Raw genomic sequence first — 16,196 nt, 5'->3', positions numbered from 1 at the left:
CTTGCTCCAGCGCCCGCGATCTGCGCGGCCTGCTTCCGGGAGGGTGACGAACGGCAATGCGCGGAGCCTTCCCACGCGAAGCGAATCCGTCCGGCCGGCCCGCGACGGACGCCTCCGCACTCCTCGCCCGCCCCCTGGGCGGCCCCTGGCTGCTGACCGGACACGACGGCAGGCTGACCGCGTACGTGCACGTCGAAGGGGCCGTCGTGCGGTGGACGCAGACGACGGCCGACGACCGGCGATGGACGGAACCGGACGTCCTGCCCGCGAAGGACGTCGAACGGCTCACGGTGGTGCAGGGCAGCAACCGCTACGCGCATCTGCTGGGACGCCGGGTCCGTCCGAGGGCCGACGACTGGACGAACGTGGACATCGTGTACGCCACGCAGTACCAGACCGGCCGCCCGATGACGCAATGGCGTTCGCTGGGCAATCCGTTCAAGGAGATCGGCGAGGCGGTCGAGACCGGACCCCCGTCCGGCGCCGTCACGGACGACGGCGCGGTGTACGTCTGCGTACCGACGGGACCGGGCACGGTGGCGGTGCGCCACGAGGACGAGCGGGGCCGCTGGAAGGCGTGGAGCACGCTCCGGGCCTCCGGCTGCACCGACGGCCCGGCCCCGGCGGCGACCTCGACCGGCCGGGTGGAGGTCCTCGTCCCCACCCGTACCGGCGCGCTCCGGCTGAGGCAGTCCGCCCCGGGCGGCCCCCTGGCGGACGTCGACGCAGTGGGCGTGGTGCCCGTGCCCGGATCGGCGACCGCGCTGGAGACCGCCCCGGGCCGGCTCACCCACTACCTGGCCGACGCGTGGAACGGCGGAGTGGTCGCCCTCCGGGCGGACGGCCGGACCGTGCCGCTGGGCGGCAGCCCCGGGGACGGCCGCATCGCCGCGGTCAGGACGACGGTGGACGGCTACGACTGCACGCTGCTCGCCCTCCGCGGCACCGACGGAACGGTTCACCTCGGCCTCTGCCCCACGGAGGGCGAGCAGTACGGGGTCTGGTGGACGGGCACGGGAATGGACTGCACCGGGGACCCCGCGCTGGCCGTCGACGGCCGCGGAAGGGCGGTCGTCGCGGCCGTCGGCACCGACGGCGGGCCGATGGTCGCACGGCAGGAGAACGGCCAGGGGCTGACCCTCGGGGACTGGAGCCGGATATGAGCGGGGCGGCACCGACGAGGGTGGCGGTCGTCGCCGCGCGCCATCGCGAGGCCGTGGCGCTCGTCGCGGCCGAGGGCGCGGGGACGGAACTGACCGTCCTGTGCGTCATGGAGGACGACAAGGAGGGCCGGGGCGCCCTCGACCGGGCGCTCGCGGAGGCGGAACGGCGCGGCTGCCGCCTCGCGGGCCCGGTGCGGACCCTCGACGCGCGGGAGGGCGGTGTCGCGGCCGCGCTGCTCCGGGAGCTGCGGTCGGCCCGTCCGCAGCGGGTGCGGCTGCCGGACCCCGACCCGGCCCATGTGTCGTACGACCGGCAGCGCGGCGTTCCGGTGCACGACGAGCCCGCGGAGAACGCCGCCGCCGCGCTCGACGCGCTCCGCGCGGTCCGCGACCACCAGCTGGAGACGGGAACCCCGGTCTTCGTGGAATGCCACCGCGCCGGTACGGAGGGGCAGTCGCGCCACCCCCGGCCGGCACCCTGGCTGAACGAGGGCTTCGACGGCAGGCTGTCCGCCTTCCTGCCCTCCGCGGCGGGCGTGGTGCGCTGGACCCAGACCGAACCCGGTGGCACCGCCTGGCGGGGCCCGGAGCTCCTGCCCGGCCCGCGGCTGATGCCCGGCCTCACGGCGGCCCGGGACGCGTACGGATTCCCGCACCTCTTCGCGCTGCGCCGGACCTCCTCGAAGGACGGCGACGAGGTCTGCGTGGTGCGGGCCGCCCAGTACCGCACCGGGGCCCCGCCCACCCCCTGGCACTCACTGGGCAATCCGAACGAGGGCAACCGGGACCGGAGCCGGGAGGTCGGCTTCCCGGCGGCGGCGTTCGACGGCGCGGGCGGCCTCCTCGTCTTCGTGCGCAACTTCGGGCACAGCGTGAGCTACCGGCACCAGGGGGCCGACGGCGCCTGGGCACCGTGGCGGCACCTGAGCGGCGTCCGGGTCGCGGACGAGCTCGTCGCCGTGACCACGGCCCGCGGCGAGGTGGAGCTCTTCGCCCGTGCCAGGGACTCCGCGGCGGTGCTGCGCTGGTACCGCTCGGGCCCCGAGGGCGCCTGGACGGAGGACCGGTCGGTCCCGTTCTCGCCCGCTCCGGGCTCGTTGGCCGCCGGGCCCGAACCGGGAACGGTCCTCTTCCGCGACGCGACGACCCACGAGCCCGGCCTCTGGTGGCCGGGCGCGACGGCCCCCGTGCCCCTCGGCGGCGGCGCCGACGGGCCGGGGCCGGTCACCGGCATCCGCGGTGTCGAGGCGGACGGCTGGACGTACTCGCTGCTCCTGCGGTCCGGCCCCGGTGGCGCCTGCCTCGTGGGGGCGTACGCGGAGGGCCGGGCGGACGCCGGCGTGTGGTGGAACGGCCTGGGCGCGGAGCCGGTCGCGATGCCCACGGCTGTCCGAAGCCGTACCGGGATGGTCACATTGGCGGCGCTCATGGCCGGATCTCGACTGGCAATTTCTCACCGAGCGTCATCGAACAGTGGTTTTGAGTTCGGAAATTGTTACACAGTGTGATGATTTGTCATCACCGATGATCTTTTCTGTCGATAGGTTGGCTGAAACCTGTTGAGGTTTTGATAAAGTCTGCTGATCCTTCCCGTGAAGGACTCGGGGGACTCTCGTGAACAGCTGGTGAACCCGACTGTGACCGGATGGAACAGGGGCTTCGTCGCTCTGTCGTTCTCGTGACTGAGGGGTTATGGCCAAGCTGTCCTTGCGTGCTGTCCAGAAGCTCACCTGCAAGAAGCGCGACGCCTGGTGGACGGTGATCCTGGTCGACCCCGTGGCCACGCGGATGCTCATCGTCCTGGCGAGGTTCGGGTTCGTCACGCCCAACCGCGTGACGTGGGCCGCGCTGTTCGTGGGGCTCGGGTCCGCCGGGTTCTTCCTCATGGGCGACACCTGGTCCCTCGTCGTCGGGGCGGCGCTGTACCACCTGAGCTTCATCCTCGACTGCATCGACGGGAAGCTCGCGCGGCTGAAGGGCAACGGCACCGTCTTCGGCGGCTGGCTCGACTACGTCTTCGACCGCATCCGGGTCCTGTTCTGCGCCCTCGCCCTGATGGGCGGCCAGTACCTGCGCAGTGGTGACGAAAGGTTTCTTCTCGCCGCGCTCATGGTTGTTTTCCTGGACATGCTGCGCTATGTCGACGCGCTGCAGATCTACAAGATGCGCATGTCGATGCGGACGAAGATCGAGAAGGTCACCCGGGAGCGCCGCGAGGCCGAACGCGCCCTCGCGGGGGAGGCCGGGGCCGCGCCCGAGGAGCAGCAGATCCGGTTCATGGAGGACCTGCTGCGCGAGAACCCCGAGGCCGAGGCCGAGGTGCTCAAGGAACAGTCCGGCACCGGCCACGTCGTCGACCTGCACGCGCAGTTCCGCCACCGCTTCCCGTGGTACCAGCGGGTCCGGCAGGCACTGCTGCGCAGCAGGATCAGGCCGCACCTCATCAGCGGCATCGAGTTCCAGATGTTCGTCTTCATCGTGGGGCCGCTGATCGGCCGGATCCTCCTGACCACGGTGGTCTCCGCGGTCCTGCTGGGGATCTTCGAGCTGGTCATCATGTACAAGTTCTGGCTCTCGACCCGCGACTTCACCGCCGTGATGGCCGAACTGACCGAGGAACCGTCCCGCTCGGGCTCCATCGCCCCCCACCTCCACCGGGGCCGGCACCGCCGGGGGGCGTCGGGCGACCCGCTCGCCGACCCGGCCTTCCACGCCCCGCCGCCCCACGAGGACCCCGGCTTCCAGCCGTATCCCGAGCCCTACCCGTCGTACGACGGCACGTACGGCCCGGCGCCGGAGCAGGAACGCACCCGGCCGTACGGGCAGGCGCCGGAGCAGGAACGCACCCGGACGCACGGCCCCTCGCCGGAGCAGGCGCACGCGCGGACGTACGGGCAGGTGCCGGAGCCCTCGTACGACCACCCCGTCCAGGGCCGCCCCGCGTACCTCACACCCTTCGACCTGCCGTCCGACCACGGACACCCGGCCGACCGGGGGGACCTCGGATGAACCACGAGCAGGACACCCCCGACGTCTGGGTGACCGTGGTCATCCCCGCGTACAACGCGGCCACCACGATCGGCAAGGCCCTCCAGTCCGCCGTCAACCAGACCTACGAACTGGTCGAGGTCGTCGTCGTCGACGACGCCTCCACGGACAACACGCTCGACGTCGTGAGGAACTTCGCCGGGAACAACAACCGCGTGCGGGTGCTGCGCCGGTCCATGAACAGCGGCGGTGTCGGTGCCCCGCGCAACCAGGGCATCGACCAGGCCGCCGGCCGGTACGTGATGTTCCTCGACGCCGACGACGAACTGCCGCCCCGTGCCTGCGAGCTGCTGCTCGCCGGAGCCCTGGAGACCGGCAGCGACATCACCGCGGGCAAGGCCGTCCGGGTCAACCGGGCCACCGGCGAGAGCGAGCCCTGGGCCCCCGAGGTGTACGCGCTGGCGCGCACCGTGCCCTCGCTCGCGGAGTTCCCGCTGATGCTCGCCGACCCGATCGCGGCGGCCAAGCTGTACCGGGTGGACTTCCTCCGGGCGGGCGGCATCCGGTTCCCCGAGGGCGTCTTCTACGAGGACACCTACTTCTCCACCGTGGCGGGCTGCCTCGCCGACGGCATCACGGTCGTCACCGAGCCCGTCTACCGGTGGATGTGGGAGCCCGACGGGGGGTCGATCACCGGCCGCACGGGCGAGCTCCGCTCCATCCGCGACCGGGTCGCGGTGCACCGCGCGACGGACTCCTTCCTGATCGACCGGGGCCTGTGGCAGCTGAAGGTCCGCAAGGACTCGAAGTTCCTCGCCCACGACCTGCGGCTGTACATGCGGGCGCTCGCGGAGGGCGACCCGGAGTTCCAGCAGGGGTTCGCCGAGATCGCGGGCAACTACCTCTTCTCGCTCAGCGAGGAGGCGTTCGAGCTGTCCGACCCCGTCGACCGGGTCCGGGCCTACCTCGTGATGTACCAGGAGATCGAGGCCGCGCTCACCACCCTCGACTACGTCCAGCGCAAGAGCGTGCTGTCGTCCTTCCTCGTGGAGGAGGACGGCCGGGTGTACTGGTCGGGTGACCACCTCCACCTGCCCGACGCCCGGCGCATGCTCGACGTGACGGAACTGGGGCTCACCGCGGAGAAGCTCGCCCAGGAACCGCTCTTCGCCCAGCTCGACCAATGGTCCGTCGACGACGGGACGCTCCGCTTCGAGGGCCGGCTGCTCAACCGCTTCGGGCGGATCGACCCCGGCCACGACCTCGCGCTGACCCTGGCCGTGCGCAACCGCCACTCGAAGAAGGACGTCACCGTCGCGCTCGCCGCCGCCGAGGTCGGCGAACGGTTCGTCGGCTTCGGGGGCACCGTCGACCTGACCGCCGTCCTGGGCGAGGAGTTCTCCGAGAACACCGTCTGGAACGTGTCGGTCGTCGTCGAATGGAACCGTGCCCGCTCCCGTTCCCCGCTCAACGTGCGCGACGTGGACCTCCGCGGACTGGCCTTCCTGGCGAACGGGGAGGAGGTGGAGGGCTACCGCACCGTCAGCGGCAACCTCGCCCTGCGGGTGGCCACGGCCGGCCGCAGGACCTTCGAGACGGCGCAGAACGACCCGGACGCGCCGTGGATGTGGTGGCGCGGCCTGGCCCACCCGCCGATCGCACGCCTCGACCACCCCTTCGAGATGGCCGTCGTGGTGCCCTGCTACAACGTCGCCAAGTACCTGGACGACTGCCTCGGCTCGCTGGCCGCCCAGGAGGGCTTCGCCGCCACCGAGATCGTCCTGGTGGACGACGGCGCCACCGACGAGACCCCCTACATCCTGGACGACTTCGCCCGGCACTACGCTAACGTCACGGTCGTCCACCAGACGAACGGCGGACTCGGCAACGCCCGGAACAACGGCCTGGCCCGGGTCACCGCCCCGTACGTCACCTTCCTCGACTCGGACGACATCCTCGGCGAACGGGCCCTGTCGCACATGCTCCAGGCGGCGTGGCGGGACGGTTCCGAACTCGTCGTCGGGGACCTGGTGAACTTCCCCGACCGCCCCTACGGCCCCTGGAAGCAGTACTTCGGCCGGGGCGACCGCCGCATCGACGACTTCGCCTCCGTCCCCGACCTGATCTTCAGCGGCTCGGCGTGCAACAAGCTGTTCAGCACCGGGCTGCTGCGCCGGCTGGGCGTGCGGTTCGGCGAAGGGGTCCACTTCGAGGACTCCTGGGTGACGCTGCCGTGCATGCTGCGGGCCAACGCCATCAGCCTGGTCGACCGGCCGGTGTACTACTACCGCGGACGCCCCGACGGCTCCTCCATCATGGACTCCCTGTGGAGCAAGCCCGCCAACTACCGGGACCACCTGCGGCTCAACCACTTCCTGCTGGACTACACCGCCACCGAGCGCGCCGAAGTCCGGCACATGTTCCAGCGCTACGTGACCCGTACCTACAAGGGCTTCCTGTGCAACGCCCGCAACGTCATGGGCCGCACACAACTGCGGGAGATGTTCCCGGACATCTGCCGCCACTACGCGCAGATACCCGACGAGGTCGTCCTCGAATACGCGACCAACTCCGCCCAGCAGCTCGACCACTACGCCGCGAAGAGCGGGAACTTCGAGCTCTTCTGCGACCCCGGCCCGGCCCTGGAGAACGCCCCGCTGAAGCTGGAGATCGACGACGACGGCTTCTACCGGACCTTCGAGGGCGGCACCCTGAGCAGCCGGACCGCCAGGGTCGACGACCCCAACGTCGTCGTCGAGTCGGTCCGCACCCGGGGCGGCGTCCTCGTCGTCGAGGGATGCATGGCCTTCCCCGGCATGGACATCGGCGGCCCCCTGGAGAACCCGCTGGAATTCGTCCACCAGACCCGGCACGCCAAGGTGGCCGTGCCACTGCGCCAGGTGGCCCGCCGCGACCTGTGGAACTCCCGCAACGGGCGCGATTTGTACGCGGGCTGGTACGCGGAGATCCCGCTCGCGGACCTGGTGCGGGGCGGATTCGGCGTCGGCGACTTCCGGCTCCGGGTGCACCGCACGGACGGCTCGCGACAGCGCAACGTCGTCATGCGGGCGCGCCTCCCGCTGCACCGGCTCAAGGGCCCCGGCCGGATCGCGGGCCACCCCTACATGCTGACCATCGGGGGTCAGGAGGCGCTGCACTTCCGGCTCGTCGACCGCAAGCTCCGCGCGCGGACGAAGCACGCCCTGTGGCGGCTGGCCCGCGAGGTCCGCATCCTCCGGACCCGCAACCCCGGCTGGCGGATGAGGCTCGCGTACTGGCTCGTCCACCCCTTCCTCGACTCGCGCGAGATCTGGCTCATCGGCGAGCGGTCCGACACCGCCCAGGACAACTCGTACCACTTCTTCAAGTGGATCCGGACCCACCACAGGCGCCGCCGGGCGTACTACGTCATCGACGGGAACTCCCCGGACTACAAGAAGGTCGCCCGGCACGGCAGGGTGATCAGACTCGGTTCGTTCAAGCACCGGATGTACCTGCTGCACGCCACCAAACTGATCGGCTCGTACGACTCCGAGTCGTACCTGCTGCCCCAGGGGTACCGGAAGGTGCTCTTCCTGCACCGGTTCGGCGAACTCCTGAAGTACCAGCGGATCTTCCTCCAGCACGGGATCATCTACAACGACGTGACCTCCGGCGTCGACCAGCGCATCACGAGCTACGACATGATCGTGACCACGGGGCGTCAGGAGCGGGCCTACCTGGCCCAGGAGGCCGGCTTCGGCGACCGCGCGGTGCTGGCCGGCCTGCCCAGGTTCGACGCGCTGCGGCGGGAGCGGCGGGAGCGCCCCCGCATCCTGCTCATGCCCACCTGGCGGCAGTGGATCGTCACGGCCTCGTACAAGAAGTCCGCGGGCCCGGCCAAGACGGCCTTCACCCAGTCCGAGTACTTCCGGTTCTACCGGTCGCTGCTCTCCGACCGCAGACTCCTGGCGGCCCTGGAACACTTCGGCGTCGACCTGGAGTTCTTCCCGCACTACGAGATCCGGCCGTACCTGCACAACTTCCGGATCGACTCCCCCGCGATCGAGGTCGCCGACCCGGGGAAGCGCAACGTCCAGGAGGCCATGAAGGAGTGCTCCCTCATGGTCACGGACTATTCGTCGGTCTTCTTCGACGTGGCCTACATGGGGATCCCGCTCGTCCACGTGCCCTTCGACGAGGAGGACTTCTACGGACGGCACTACAAGCGGGGCTACTTCGACCTGACGGAACACGGCTTCGGCCCGGTCTGCCGCACGGTCGACCAGGCCGTCGACGAGATCATCGCCGCGATGACCAGGGGCTTCACGGTCGAGAGCCCCTACCGCGAGCGCGCGGAGCGGTTCTTCGCGTACAGCGGCGAGGGCAACTGCGAGCGCGTCCACGAGGCGATCGAGGCGCTGGGGACGGCGCACGCCGCCGACCTCGGGCCCTCGGGCCCCGTCGCCGCCCTGCCCGCGACGCGCGTACCCCGGGGCGAGGACGCGCCGGGCCAGGACACCACCGCGCGGACGGCCGTGCGCGCGGACACGCACGACGGAGGGTGGGACCGTGCTGTCTGAGGGGAACCCCGGGGCGGGAGGGCCCCGCAGGATCTTCCTGGCGGGCGGCTCCGCCATGGTGACCAGGGAGGCGAGCAAGGCCCCCATGACGGGCTGGGGCCAGGTACTGCACTTCTTCCTCACCCGTGAGGTGGAGATCGTCAACTGCGCGCGGGCCGGAGCGAGCGCCCGGACGTTCGGCGAACGGGGCAGGCTCGACTGGATCCTCCAGCACCTGCGTCCCGGGGACTACCTGCTCACCTCGTTCGGCACCAACGACGCGAAGCCGGAGAAGTGGCTCTACAGCGAGGCCTACGGCGACTTCCCGCAGCACCTGCGGAAGTTCGTCGACGGGGCGCGCGCACGCAATGCCCACCCGGTGCTGATCAGTCCGCCCGAACGGGACGGCCACGACGTGCACGGCAACATGCCGATGAGCATCCCGGAGTACCCGATGGCGATGCGCGACCTCGCCACCGAGTGCAGCGTTCCCTACATCGACCTCTACGCCCGGACCCACGGCTGGTGGGAGGCGCTGGGCCCGGAAGGCGTGCGCCCCTTCTTCATCCACCTCGAACCGGGGGAGCACCCGAACTACCCGGAGGGGTTCCACGACCCCGGTCACATGACGCCCGAGGGGGCCATCGCCTGTGCGCGGTACATCGCCCACGCCCTGGTGGAGCAGCGGATCGTGCCCCCGCACTGGGTCGTCGACCTGGACCGGACGGACTTCCCCCCGGAGTGGGTGACCTGGCTCGACGACGAGACGCACGCCGAGCTGACCAGGGCACGCACGCTGGGCTCCAACTGAGATACGGACGGGCATGAGCACCTTCACCCTCACGAGAATGCGCAGCGTCCAGCAGGGCGACCCCTCGATCGTGGCCCACACGGAACTCCGGACCACCACGGACCCCCGTCTTCCGGTCCGGCCGGGCGGGACGATCGACTTCGAGTGGATCCTCACCCCGCAGGGCGAGGGCACCCGCTACTACGGGTACCTCATGGCCACCTCGTTCGAATCCGTCGCCACCGTCGAGAGCATGGCCGGGATGAGCCGGCTGCCGTCGGGCGACCGGTACGCGACCTCGACCACCCCCGGCGTCGAACGCGTCGCCAGGTTCACGCTCCGGGTGAACCGGCACGCGGCACCCGACGCGTTCCTCGTCCCCGTCCTGCGGGCGGGCATCATCGCCGACGGCGGGAAGAGCCTCACCTCCACCACGTTCTCCCTGAAGGGCCACGGCTTCCGGATCGCCCCGCTGCCGCCGCAGGGACGGAGCATGACGGTGCTGCCGGGGCACCGCGGTGTGCTGACCGGTCTCGCCGCGGGGCTGGGCGAGGAGGTGCGGCTGGTCGGTGTGGGACCGGCCCGCCAGGGGACGACGAGCGTCGAGGCGGACGGAGCGGTGACGTACCACCCCTTCCCCGGCCACCTGGGCTACGACTGGTTCGACTACGTGCTCGACGCGGGCGACGGACGCCTGGTCCCCGGCCGGGTCACGGTCCACGTGGGGGACCTCGGCGCGATCCCGGGGGTGCTCGCAGGCGCGCCACCGGAGCGCTGAGACCCCGCCCGAAGCGGCCCCGCACCCGCCCCGGCGGGGCAGGGGCACGGGCGGAACACATGCGAACGGGCCGTACGGGGAATTCCCCGTACGGCCCGTCCTCGCATCGGCGAAGGGTTACGCCGGAACGCTCGCCACGCCCTGTGCCAGGAACTTCTTGCCGTTCACCCGCTCCGAGACGCCCTCACGGTCCAGGTACGGCGTGATGCCGCCCAGGTGGAAGGGCCAGCCCGCGCCGGTGATCAGGCAGAGGTCGATGTCCTGGGCCTCGGCGACGACGCCCTCGTCCAGCATCAGACCGATCTCCTGCGCCACCGCGTCCAGGACCCGGTCGCGGACCTGCTCCTCGGACAGGACGACATCGCCCTGCTTCAGGAGCGCGGCAACCTCCGGGTCCAGCTCCGGCTTGCCGGAGTCGTAGACGTAGAAGCCGCGCTTGCCGGCCTTGACGACCGCGGCCAGGTTCTCCGAGACGGTGAACCGGTCCGGGAAGGCGCGGTTCAGGGTCTCGGAGACGTGCAGACCGATCGCCGGGCCGACCAGCTCCAGCAGCACCAGCGGCGACATCGGCAGACCGAGCGGCTCGATGGCCCGCTCGGCGACGTCGACCGGGGTGCCCTCGTCGATGACGTTCTGGATCTCGCCCATGAAGCGGGTGAGGATGCGGTTGACGACGAACGCCGGGGCGTCCTTCACCAGCACCGCGGTCTTCTTCAGCTTCCGCGCCACACCGAACGCCGTGGCCAGCGAGGCGTCGTCGGTCTGCTCGCCGCGGACGATCTCCAGCAGCGGCAGGATCGCGACCGGGTTGAAGAAGTGGAAGCCGACGACCCGCTCGGGGTGCTGGAGCTTCGACGCCATCTCGGTGACCGAGAGGGACGAGGTGTTGGTGGCGAGGATCGCGTGCGCCGGGGCGACCGCCTCGACCTCCGCGAACACCTGCTGCTTGACGCCGATCTCCTCGAAGACGGCCTCGATGACGAAGTCGGCGTCGGAGAAGCCCTCGGCCTTGTCCAGCACACCGGTGACCAGGGCCTTGAGGCGGTTGGCCTTGTCCTGGTTGATCCGGCCCTTGCCGAGCAGCTTCTCGATCTCGGCGTGGACGTAGCCCACACCCTTGTCGATCCGCTCCTGGTCGATGTCGGTCAGCACGACCGGCACCTCCAGGCGGCGCAGGAACAGCAGCGCCAGCTGCGAGGCCATCAGACCGGCACCCACGACGCCGACCTTGGTGACCGGACGGGCCAGGTTCTTGTCCGGGGCACCGGCCGGGCGCTTGGCGCGCTTCTGGACCAGGTTGAAGGAGTAGATCCCGGAGCGCAGCTCGCCACCCATGATCAGGTCCGCGAGGGCCTGGTCCTCGGCGTCGAATCCGGCGCTCAGGTCGCCGTCCTTCGCCGCGGCGATGATGTCCAGCGCGCGGTACGCGGCCGGGGCGGCGCCGTGCACCTTGGAGTCGGCGATGGCCCGGCCGCGCGCGACGGCCCGGTCCCAGGCGTCACCGCGGTCGACCTCGGGGCGCTCCACCACGACCGTGCCGTTCAGCACGTTCGCCGTCCAGAGCAGCGACTGCTCCAGGAAGTCGGCACCCTCGAAGATCGCGTCGGCGATGCCGAGCTCGAAGACCTGCTTGCCCTTGAGCTGACGGTTCTGGTTCAGCGAGTTCTCGATGATGACGGAGACCGCGCGGTCGGCACCGATCAGGTTGGGGAGCAGCGCGCAGCCGCCCCAGCCCGGGACCAGACCGAGGAAGACCTCGGGCAGCGAGAACGCGGGCAGCGCCTTGGAGACGGTGCGGTACGAGCAGTGCAGACCGACCTCGACACCGCCGCCCATCGCCGCGCCGTTGTAGTACGCGAACGTCGGGACCGCGAGGCCGGACAGGCGGCGGAAGACGTCGTGGCCGCCCTTGCCGATGGCCAGCGCGTCGTCGTGGTTCTTCAGCAGCTCGACGCCCTTGAGGTCGGCGCCGACCGCGAAGATGAACGGCTTGCCGGTGATGCCGACGCCGGTGATCGCACCCTCGGCGGCCTCCTTCTCGACCTGGTCGACGGCGGCGTTCAGGTTCGCCAGCGACTGCGGTCCGAAGGTGGTCGGCTTGGTGTGGTCCAGGCCGTTGTCCAGGGTGATGAGGGCGAAGCGGCCCGCACCGGCCGGGAGGTCGAGGTGGCGTACGTGCGCCTGGGTGACGACCTCGTCGGGGAACAGCTCGGCCGCACCCTTCAGGAGCTCGGTGGTGGTGGTCACTTGTCGCCTCCGGCGTCCTTGTGGTGCGGGTTCTCCCAGATGACCGTGGCGCCCATGCCGAAGCCGACGCACATGGTGGTGAGGCCGTAGCGGACCTGCGGCTGCTCCTCGAACTGGCGGGCCAGCTGCGTCATCAGACGTACGCCGGAGGAGGCCAGCGGGTGACCGTAGGCGATGGCGCCGCCGTACTGGTTGACCCGCGCGTCGTCGTCGGCGATGCCGTAGTGGTCGAGGAAGGCCAGCACCTGGACGGCGAACGCCTCGTTGATCTCGAACAGGCCGATGTCGCCGATCGTCAGCCCGGCCTTGGCCAGGGCCTTCTCGGTCGCGGGGATCGGGCCGTAGCCCATGACCTCCGGCTCGACGCCCGCGAAGGCGTACGACACGAGGCGCATTTTGACCGGCAGGCCCAGCTCGCGGGCGACGTCCTCGGCGGCGAGCAGCGAGGCGGTGGCGCCGTCGTTGAGGCCCGCGGCGTTGCCAGCGGTGACCCGGCCGTGCGCGCGGAAGGGGGTCTTCAGACCCGCCAGGGACTCCAGGGTCGTGCCCGGACGCATCGGCTCGTCGGCGGTGACCAGACCCCAGCCGGTCTCGCCGCCCTCCGGGGTGGTGCGGCGCACGGAGATCGGCACCAGGTCCTGCTGGATCTTGCCGTCGGCGTACGCCTTGGCGGCCTTCTCCTGCGAGCGGACCGCGTACTCGTCGGCGCGGAGCTTGGTGATCTGCGGGTACCGGTCGTGCAGGTTCTCCGCGGTCATGCCCATGAACAGGGCGGACTCGTCGACCAGCTTCTCCGAGACGAAGCGCGGGTTCGGGTCCACGCCCTCGCCCATCGGGTGACGGCCCATGTGCTCGACACCGCCGGCGACGACGACGTCGTAGGCGCCGAAGGCGATGGAGCCGGCCGTCGAGGTGACGGCGGTCAGCGCGCCCGCGCACATGCGGTCGATGGAGTAACCGGGGACGGACTGCGGCAGCCCGGCCAGGATTCCGGCGGTGCGGCCCAGCGTCAGACCCTGGTCGCCGATCTGGGTCGTCGCGGCGATGGCGACCTCGTCGATGTTCGCGGGGTCCAGGTCCGGGTTGCGGCGCAGCAGCTCCCGGATGGCCTTCACGACGAGATCGTCGGCGCGGGTCTCGTGGTAGATGCCCTTCGGGCCCGCTTTGCCGAACGGGGTGCGGACGCCGTCGACGAAGACGACGTCCCGGATGGTACGAGGCACGGTGGCTCTCCTCCAGGGTGCGGGATGGCACTGCTGCGGGCGCGCCCGAGCGCGCCGCCCCTTCATGCTACTTGCGGGTAACCAGACTGCCCACCCCTGGTGTCGGGAGCGGTGAAGGTCACATGCGGGAAAGATACCCGTCCGGCCCGTTCCGGCCGGCGGTCACGGCTTCCCGCGTGGCCGCGTGCGCGGGACGGGCGCAGGGCGTGGCGCGGGGCAACGGCGGACGCGGGGGAGTCGCGGGTACGACGACGAGCGCCGGACGGGGCGGACTCGGCCCGTCCGGCGCTCGGGGCCACGGGGCGCGGACGCCGCCGTGCAACCTGGCGTGAATGCGACCCCGGCAAGTCTCCGGCGGGGCGTCCGGTGGCGGGTCGTCAGCCCTTCGCGGTCAGTGCGCGGAACAGCAGCGGGGCCACCTGCTCGATCTGCCAGTGCCGCGCCCCGTATCCGGCGAGCGCGGCCTCGACCGCGTCCGGCGTCGGGTGCTTGGGCGGCTCCCAGCAGACCCGGCGCACCGTGTCGGGGGTGATCAGGTTCTCCTGCGGCATGCTCAGCCGCGCGGCGAGCTCCGACACCGCGGCGCGCGCGGCCGAGAGCCGGGCCGCCGCGGCCGGGTCCTTGTCCGCCCAGGCACGGGGCGGCGGCGGACCGGTGAGGGCCTGTCCGGGCTGGGGGAGTTCGGAGTCGGGCAGTGCCTTGGCGCGGTCGACGGCGGCCTGCCACTGCTCCAGCTGACGCCGCCCCATGCGGTGGCCGAACCCGGGCAGCGCGGTCAGTGCCTGCGTGTTCGGCGGGAGCGCGAGCGCCGCCTCGACGATCGCGGCGTCGCTCAGCACCTTGCCCGGCGAGACGTCGCGGCGCCGGGCGACCTGGTCACGGGCGGTCCACAGCTCCCGCACCACGGCCATCTGGCGGCGGCGGCGGACCTTGTGCATGCCGGAGGTGCGGCGCCACGGGTCCTTGCGCGGCGGGGCGGGCGGCGCCGAGGCGATGGCGTCGAACTCCTCGTGCGCCCACCCCAGCTTGCCCTGCCGGTCGAGCTCCTCCTCCAGGGCGTCGCGCAGGTCGATCAGCAGCTCGACGTCGAGCGCCGCGTAGCGCAGCCAGGGGTCGGGCAGCGGGCGGGTGGACCAGTCGACGGCGGAGTGGCCCTTCTCCAGGGAGTAACCGAGCACGTTCTCGACCATGGCGCCGAGACCGACGCGCGGGAAGCCGGCGAGCCGTCCGGCCAGCTCCGTGTCGAAGAGCCCGGTGGGAGTCATCCCTATTTCGCGCAGACAGGGCAGGTCCTGGGTGGCGGCGTGCAGGATCCACTCGCTGCCGCTCAGGACGTTTCCGAGCCCCGACAGATCGGGGCAGCCGACCGGGTCGATCAGCGCGCTGCCCGCGCCGTTCCGGCGCAGCTGCACGAGGTAGGCGCGCTGGCCGTAGCGGTAGCCGGAGGCCCGCTCGGCGTCCACGGCCACGGGACCGGAGCCGGCGGCGAAGGCGGAGATCACCCGGGCGAGGGCGTCGTCGGAGGCCACCACCGGGGGGATGCCCTCGCGAGGTTCGAGCAAGGGGATCGGCGCCGGGGCGACGTCGTCCGGGGGAGCGCCCCCGGTGGTTCGCAGTGATGTGTCTGCTGCGGTCTCTTGGGCGTCGGTCACGTGTCAAGGGTATCTGTGTATGTACGGCGCCCGTCGACGGAACGTTCCGTCGACGGGCGCCGAGGCATGCAAACCGGCCGGTCCCCGGAGGCGGGGCCGCGCGGACCTGCCGGGTCGTGGGCGTCAGTGGATGATTCCCGTGCGCAGGGCGACGGCGACCATTCCGGCGCGGTCCCCGGTGCCGAGCTTGCGGGCGATACGGGCGAGATGGCTCTTGACGGTAAGGGCGGACAACCCCATGGAGACGCCGATGGCCTTGTTGGACTGGCCCTCGGCGACCAGCCGGAGGACCTCGACCTCGCGGCCGGACAGTTCGCGGTAGCCGCCCGGGTGGCTCGGGGTGCCGGGGGGCCGGCGGTGCATACGGGCGGCGTTGGCGCCGATGGGGGCGACGCCGGGACGGGCGGGATGGCCGATATTGGTTCGGGTGCCGGTGACGACATAGCCCTTCACACCGCCCGCGAGGGCGTTGCGCACGGCGCCGATGTCGTCGGCGGCGGAGAGGGCGAGACCGTTCGGCCAGCCGGCCGCCCGGGTCTCGGACAACAGGGTCAGCCCGGAACCGTCGGGCAGGTGGACGTCGGCAACGCAGATGTCGCGCGGGTTGCCGACGCGGGGACGAGCCTCCGCGATGGACGACGCCTCGATGACGTCACGTACTCCGAGAGCCCACAGATGGCGGGTGACGGTGGAACGGACGCGCGGGTCGGCCACGACGACCATGGCCGTCGGCTTGTTCGGGCGGTAGGCGACCAGGCTTGCGGGCTGCTCTAGGAGAACGGACACCAGGCCTCCTGGGGGGAGTGGTGGGACG

Annotated in this window: 10 protein-coding genes; 6 read left to right on the top strand and 4 right to left on the bottom strand. The window is 71.4% G+C overall.

What is annotated here, in order from left to right:
- Positions 1–56 precede the first annotated feature (56 nt).
- The 6 genes from ACWCXX_RS16080 (at position 57) to ACWCXX_RS16055 (ending at position 10,260) form a co-directional block, all read left to right on the top strand.
- The gene (locus ACWCXX_RS16080; RefSeq protein ID WP_451127535.1) at positions 57–1,163 is read left to right on the top strand and encodes a hypothetical protein; all 1,107 of its coding nucleotides are present in this window, start codon (positions 57–59) and stop codon (positions 1,161–1,163) included.
- Positions 1,160–2,671 (top strand): hypothetical protein, encoded by a 1,512-nt coding sequence (locus tag ACWCXX_RS16075; protein ID WP_451127534.1) that lies wholly within the window; start codon positions 1,160–1,162, stop codon positions 2,669–2,671. The genes ACWCXX_RS16080 and ACWCXX_RS16075 overlap by 4 nt, the downstream gene beginning before the upstream one ends.
- A 184-nt stretch (positions 2,672–2,855) precedes the next feature.
- Entirely contained in the window at positions 2,856–4,172 is a 1,317-nt protein-coding gene (locus ACWCXX_RS16070) for a CDP-alcohol phosphatidyltransferase family protein (protein WP_451127532.1), read from the top strand.
- Positions 4,169–8,713, top strand: a complete 4,545-nt coding sequence (locus ACWCXX_RS16065) for a bifunctional glycosyltransferase/CDP-glycerol:glycerophosphate glycerophosphotransferase (RefSeq protein WP_451127530.1) — start codon at positions 4,169–4,171, stop codon at positions 8,711–8,713. The genes ACWCXX_RS16070 and ACWCXX_RS16065 overlap by 4 nt, the downstream gene beginning before the upstream one ends.
- Positions 8,703–9,503 (top strand): rhamnogalacturonan acetylesterase, encoded by an 801-nt coding sequence (locus ACWCXX_RS16060; protein WP_451127528.1) that lies wholly within the window; start codon positions 8,703–8,705, stop codon positions 9,501–9,503. The genes ACWCXX_RS16065 and ACWCXX_RS16060 overlap by 11 nt, the downstream gene beginning before the upstream one ends.
- Positions 9,504–9,516: 13 nt before the next feature.
- Positions 9,517–10,260 carry an Ig-like domain-containing protein gene (locus ACWCXX_RS16055; RefSeq protein ID WP_451127526.1) on the top strand — a complete coding sequence of 248 codons (744 nt, stop codon included), beginning with the start codon at positions 9,517–9,519 and terminating at the stop codon, positions 10,258–10,260.
- A gap of 117 nt (positions 10,261–10,377) precedes the next feature.
- Here the strand turns inward: ACWCXX_RS16055 and ACWCXX_RS16050 are convergent, their stop codons facing one another.
- The 4 genes from ACWCXX_RS16050 to ACWCXX_RS16035 all read right to left on the bottom strand — a co-directional run bounded on the left by ACWCXX_RS16050 (position 10,378) and on the right by ACWCXX_RS16035 (position 16,168).
- Positions 10,378–12,507 carry a 3-hydroxyacyl-CoA dehydrogenase NAD-binding domain-containing protein gene (locus ACWCXX_RS16050; protein WP_451127524.1) on the bottom strand — a complete coding sequence of 710 codons (2,130 nt, stop codon included), beginning with the start codon at positions 12,505–12,507 and terminating at the stop codon, positions 10,378–10,380.
- Entirely contained in the window at positions 12,504–13,730 is a 1,227-nt protein-coding gene (locus tag ACWCXX_RS16045; RefSeq protein ID WP_451127522.1) for a thiolase family protein, read from the bottom strand. Before ACWCXX_RS16045 ends, ACWCXX_RS16050 begins: the two co-directional genes overlap by 4 nt.
- 377 nt (positions 13,731–14,107) lie before the next feature.
- Positions 14,108–15,382, bottom strand: coding sequence for an HRDC domain-containing protein (locus tag ACWCXX_RS16040; protein ID WP_451127520.1), 1,275 nt, complete (start codon positions 15,380–15,382; stop codon positions 14,108–14,110).
- Positions 15,383–15,505: 123 nt separating this feature from the next.
- The gene (locus ACWCXX_RS16035) at positions 15,506–16,168 is read right to left on the bottom strand and encodes a helix-turn-helix transcriptional regulator (protein WP_148840003.1); all 663 of its coding nucleotides are present in this window, start codon (positions 16,166–16,168) and stop codon (positions 15,506–15,508) included.
- Positions 16,169–16,196 lie beyond the last annotated feature (28 nt).

This window comes from Streptomyces sp. NPDC001732 (assembly GCF_053596315.1).
Note: the sequence above shows the minus strand (reverse complement) of the source record. Positions and strands in the feature narration are given on the sequence as shown.

What these genes read in the sequence shown, in the direction of transcription:
- ACWCXX_RS16080 (WP_451127535.1), top strand. Translation starts at nt 57, where the DNA reads ATGCGCGGAGCCTTCCCACGCGAAGCGAATCCGTCCGGCCGGCCCGCG.
- ACWCXX_RS16075 (WP_451127534.1), top strand. Translation starts at nt 1,160, where the DNA reads ATGAGCGGGGCGGCACCGACGAGGGTGGCGGTCGTCGCCGCGCGCCAT.
- ACWCXX_RS16070 (WP_451127532.1), top strand. Translation starts at nt 2,856, where the DNA reads ATGGCCAAGCTGTCCTTGCGTGCTGTCCAGAAGCTCACCTGCAAGAAG.
- ACWCXX_RS16065 (WP_451127530.1), top strand. Translation starts at nt 4,169, where the DNA reads ATGAACCACGAGCAGGACACCCCCGACGTCTGGGTGACCGTGGTCATC.
- ACWCXX_RS16055 (WP_451127526.1), top strand. Translation starts at nt 9,517, where the DNA reads ATGAGCACCTTCACCCTCACGAGAATGCGCAGCGTCCAGCAGGGCGAC.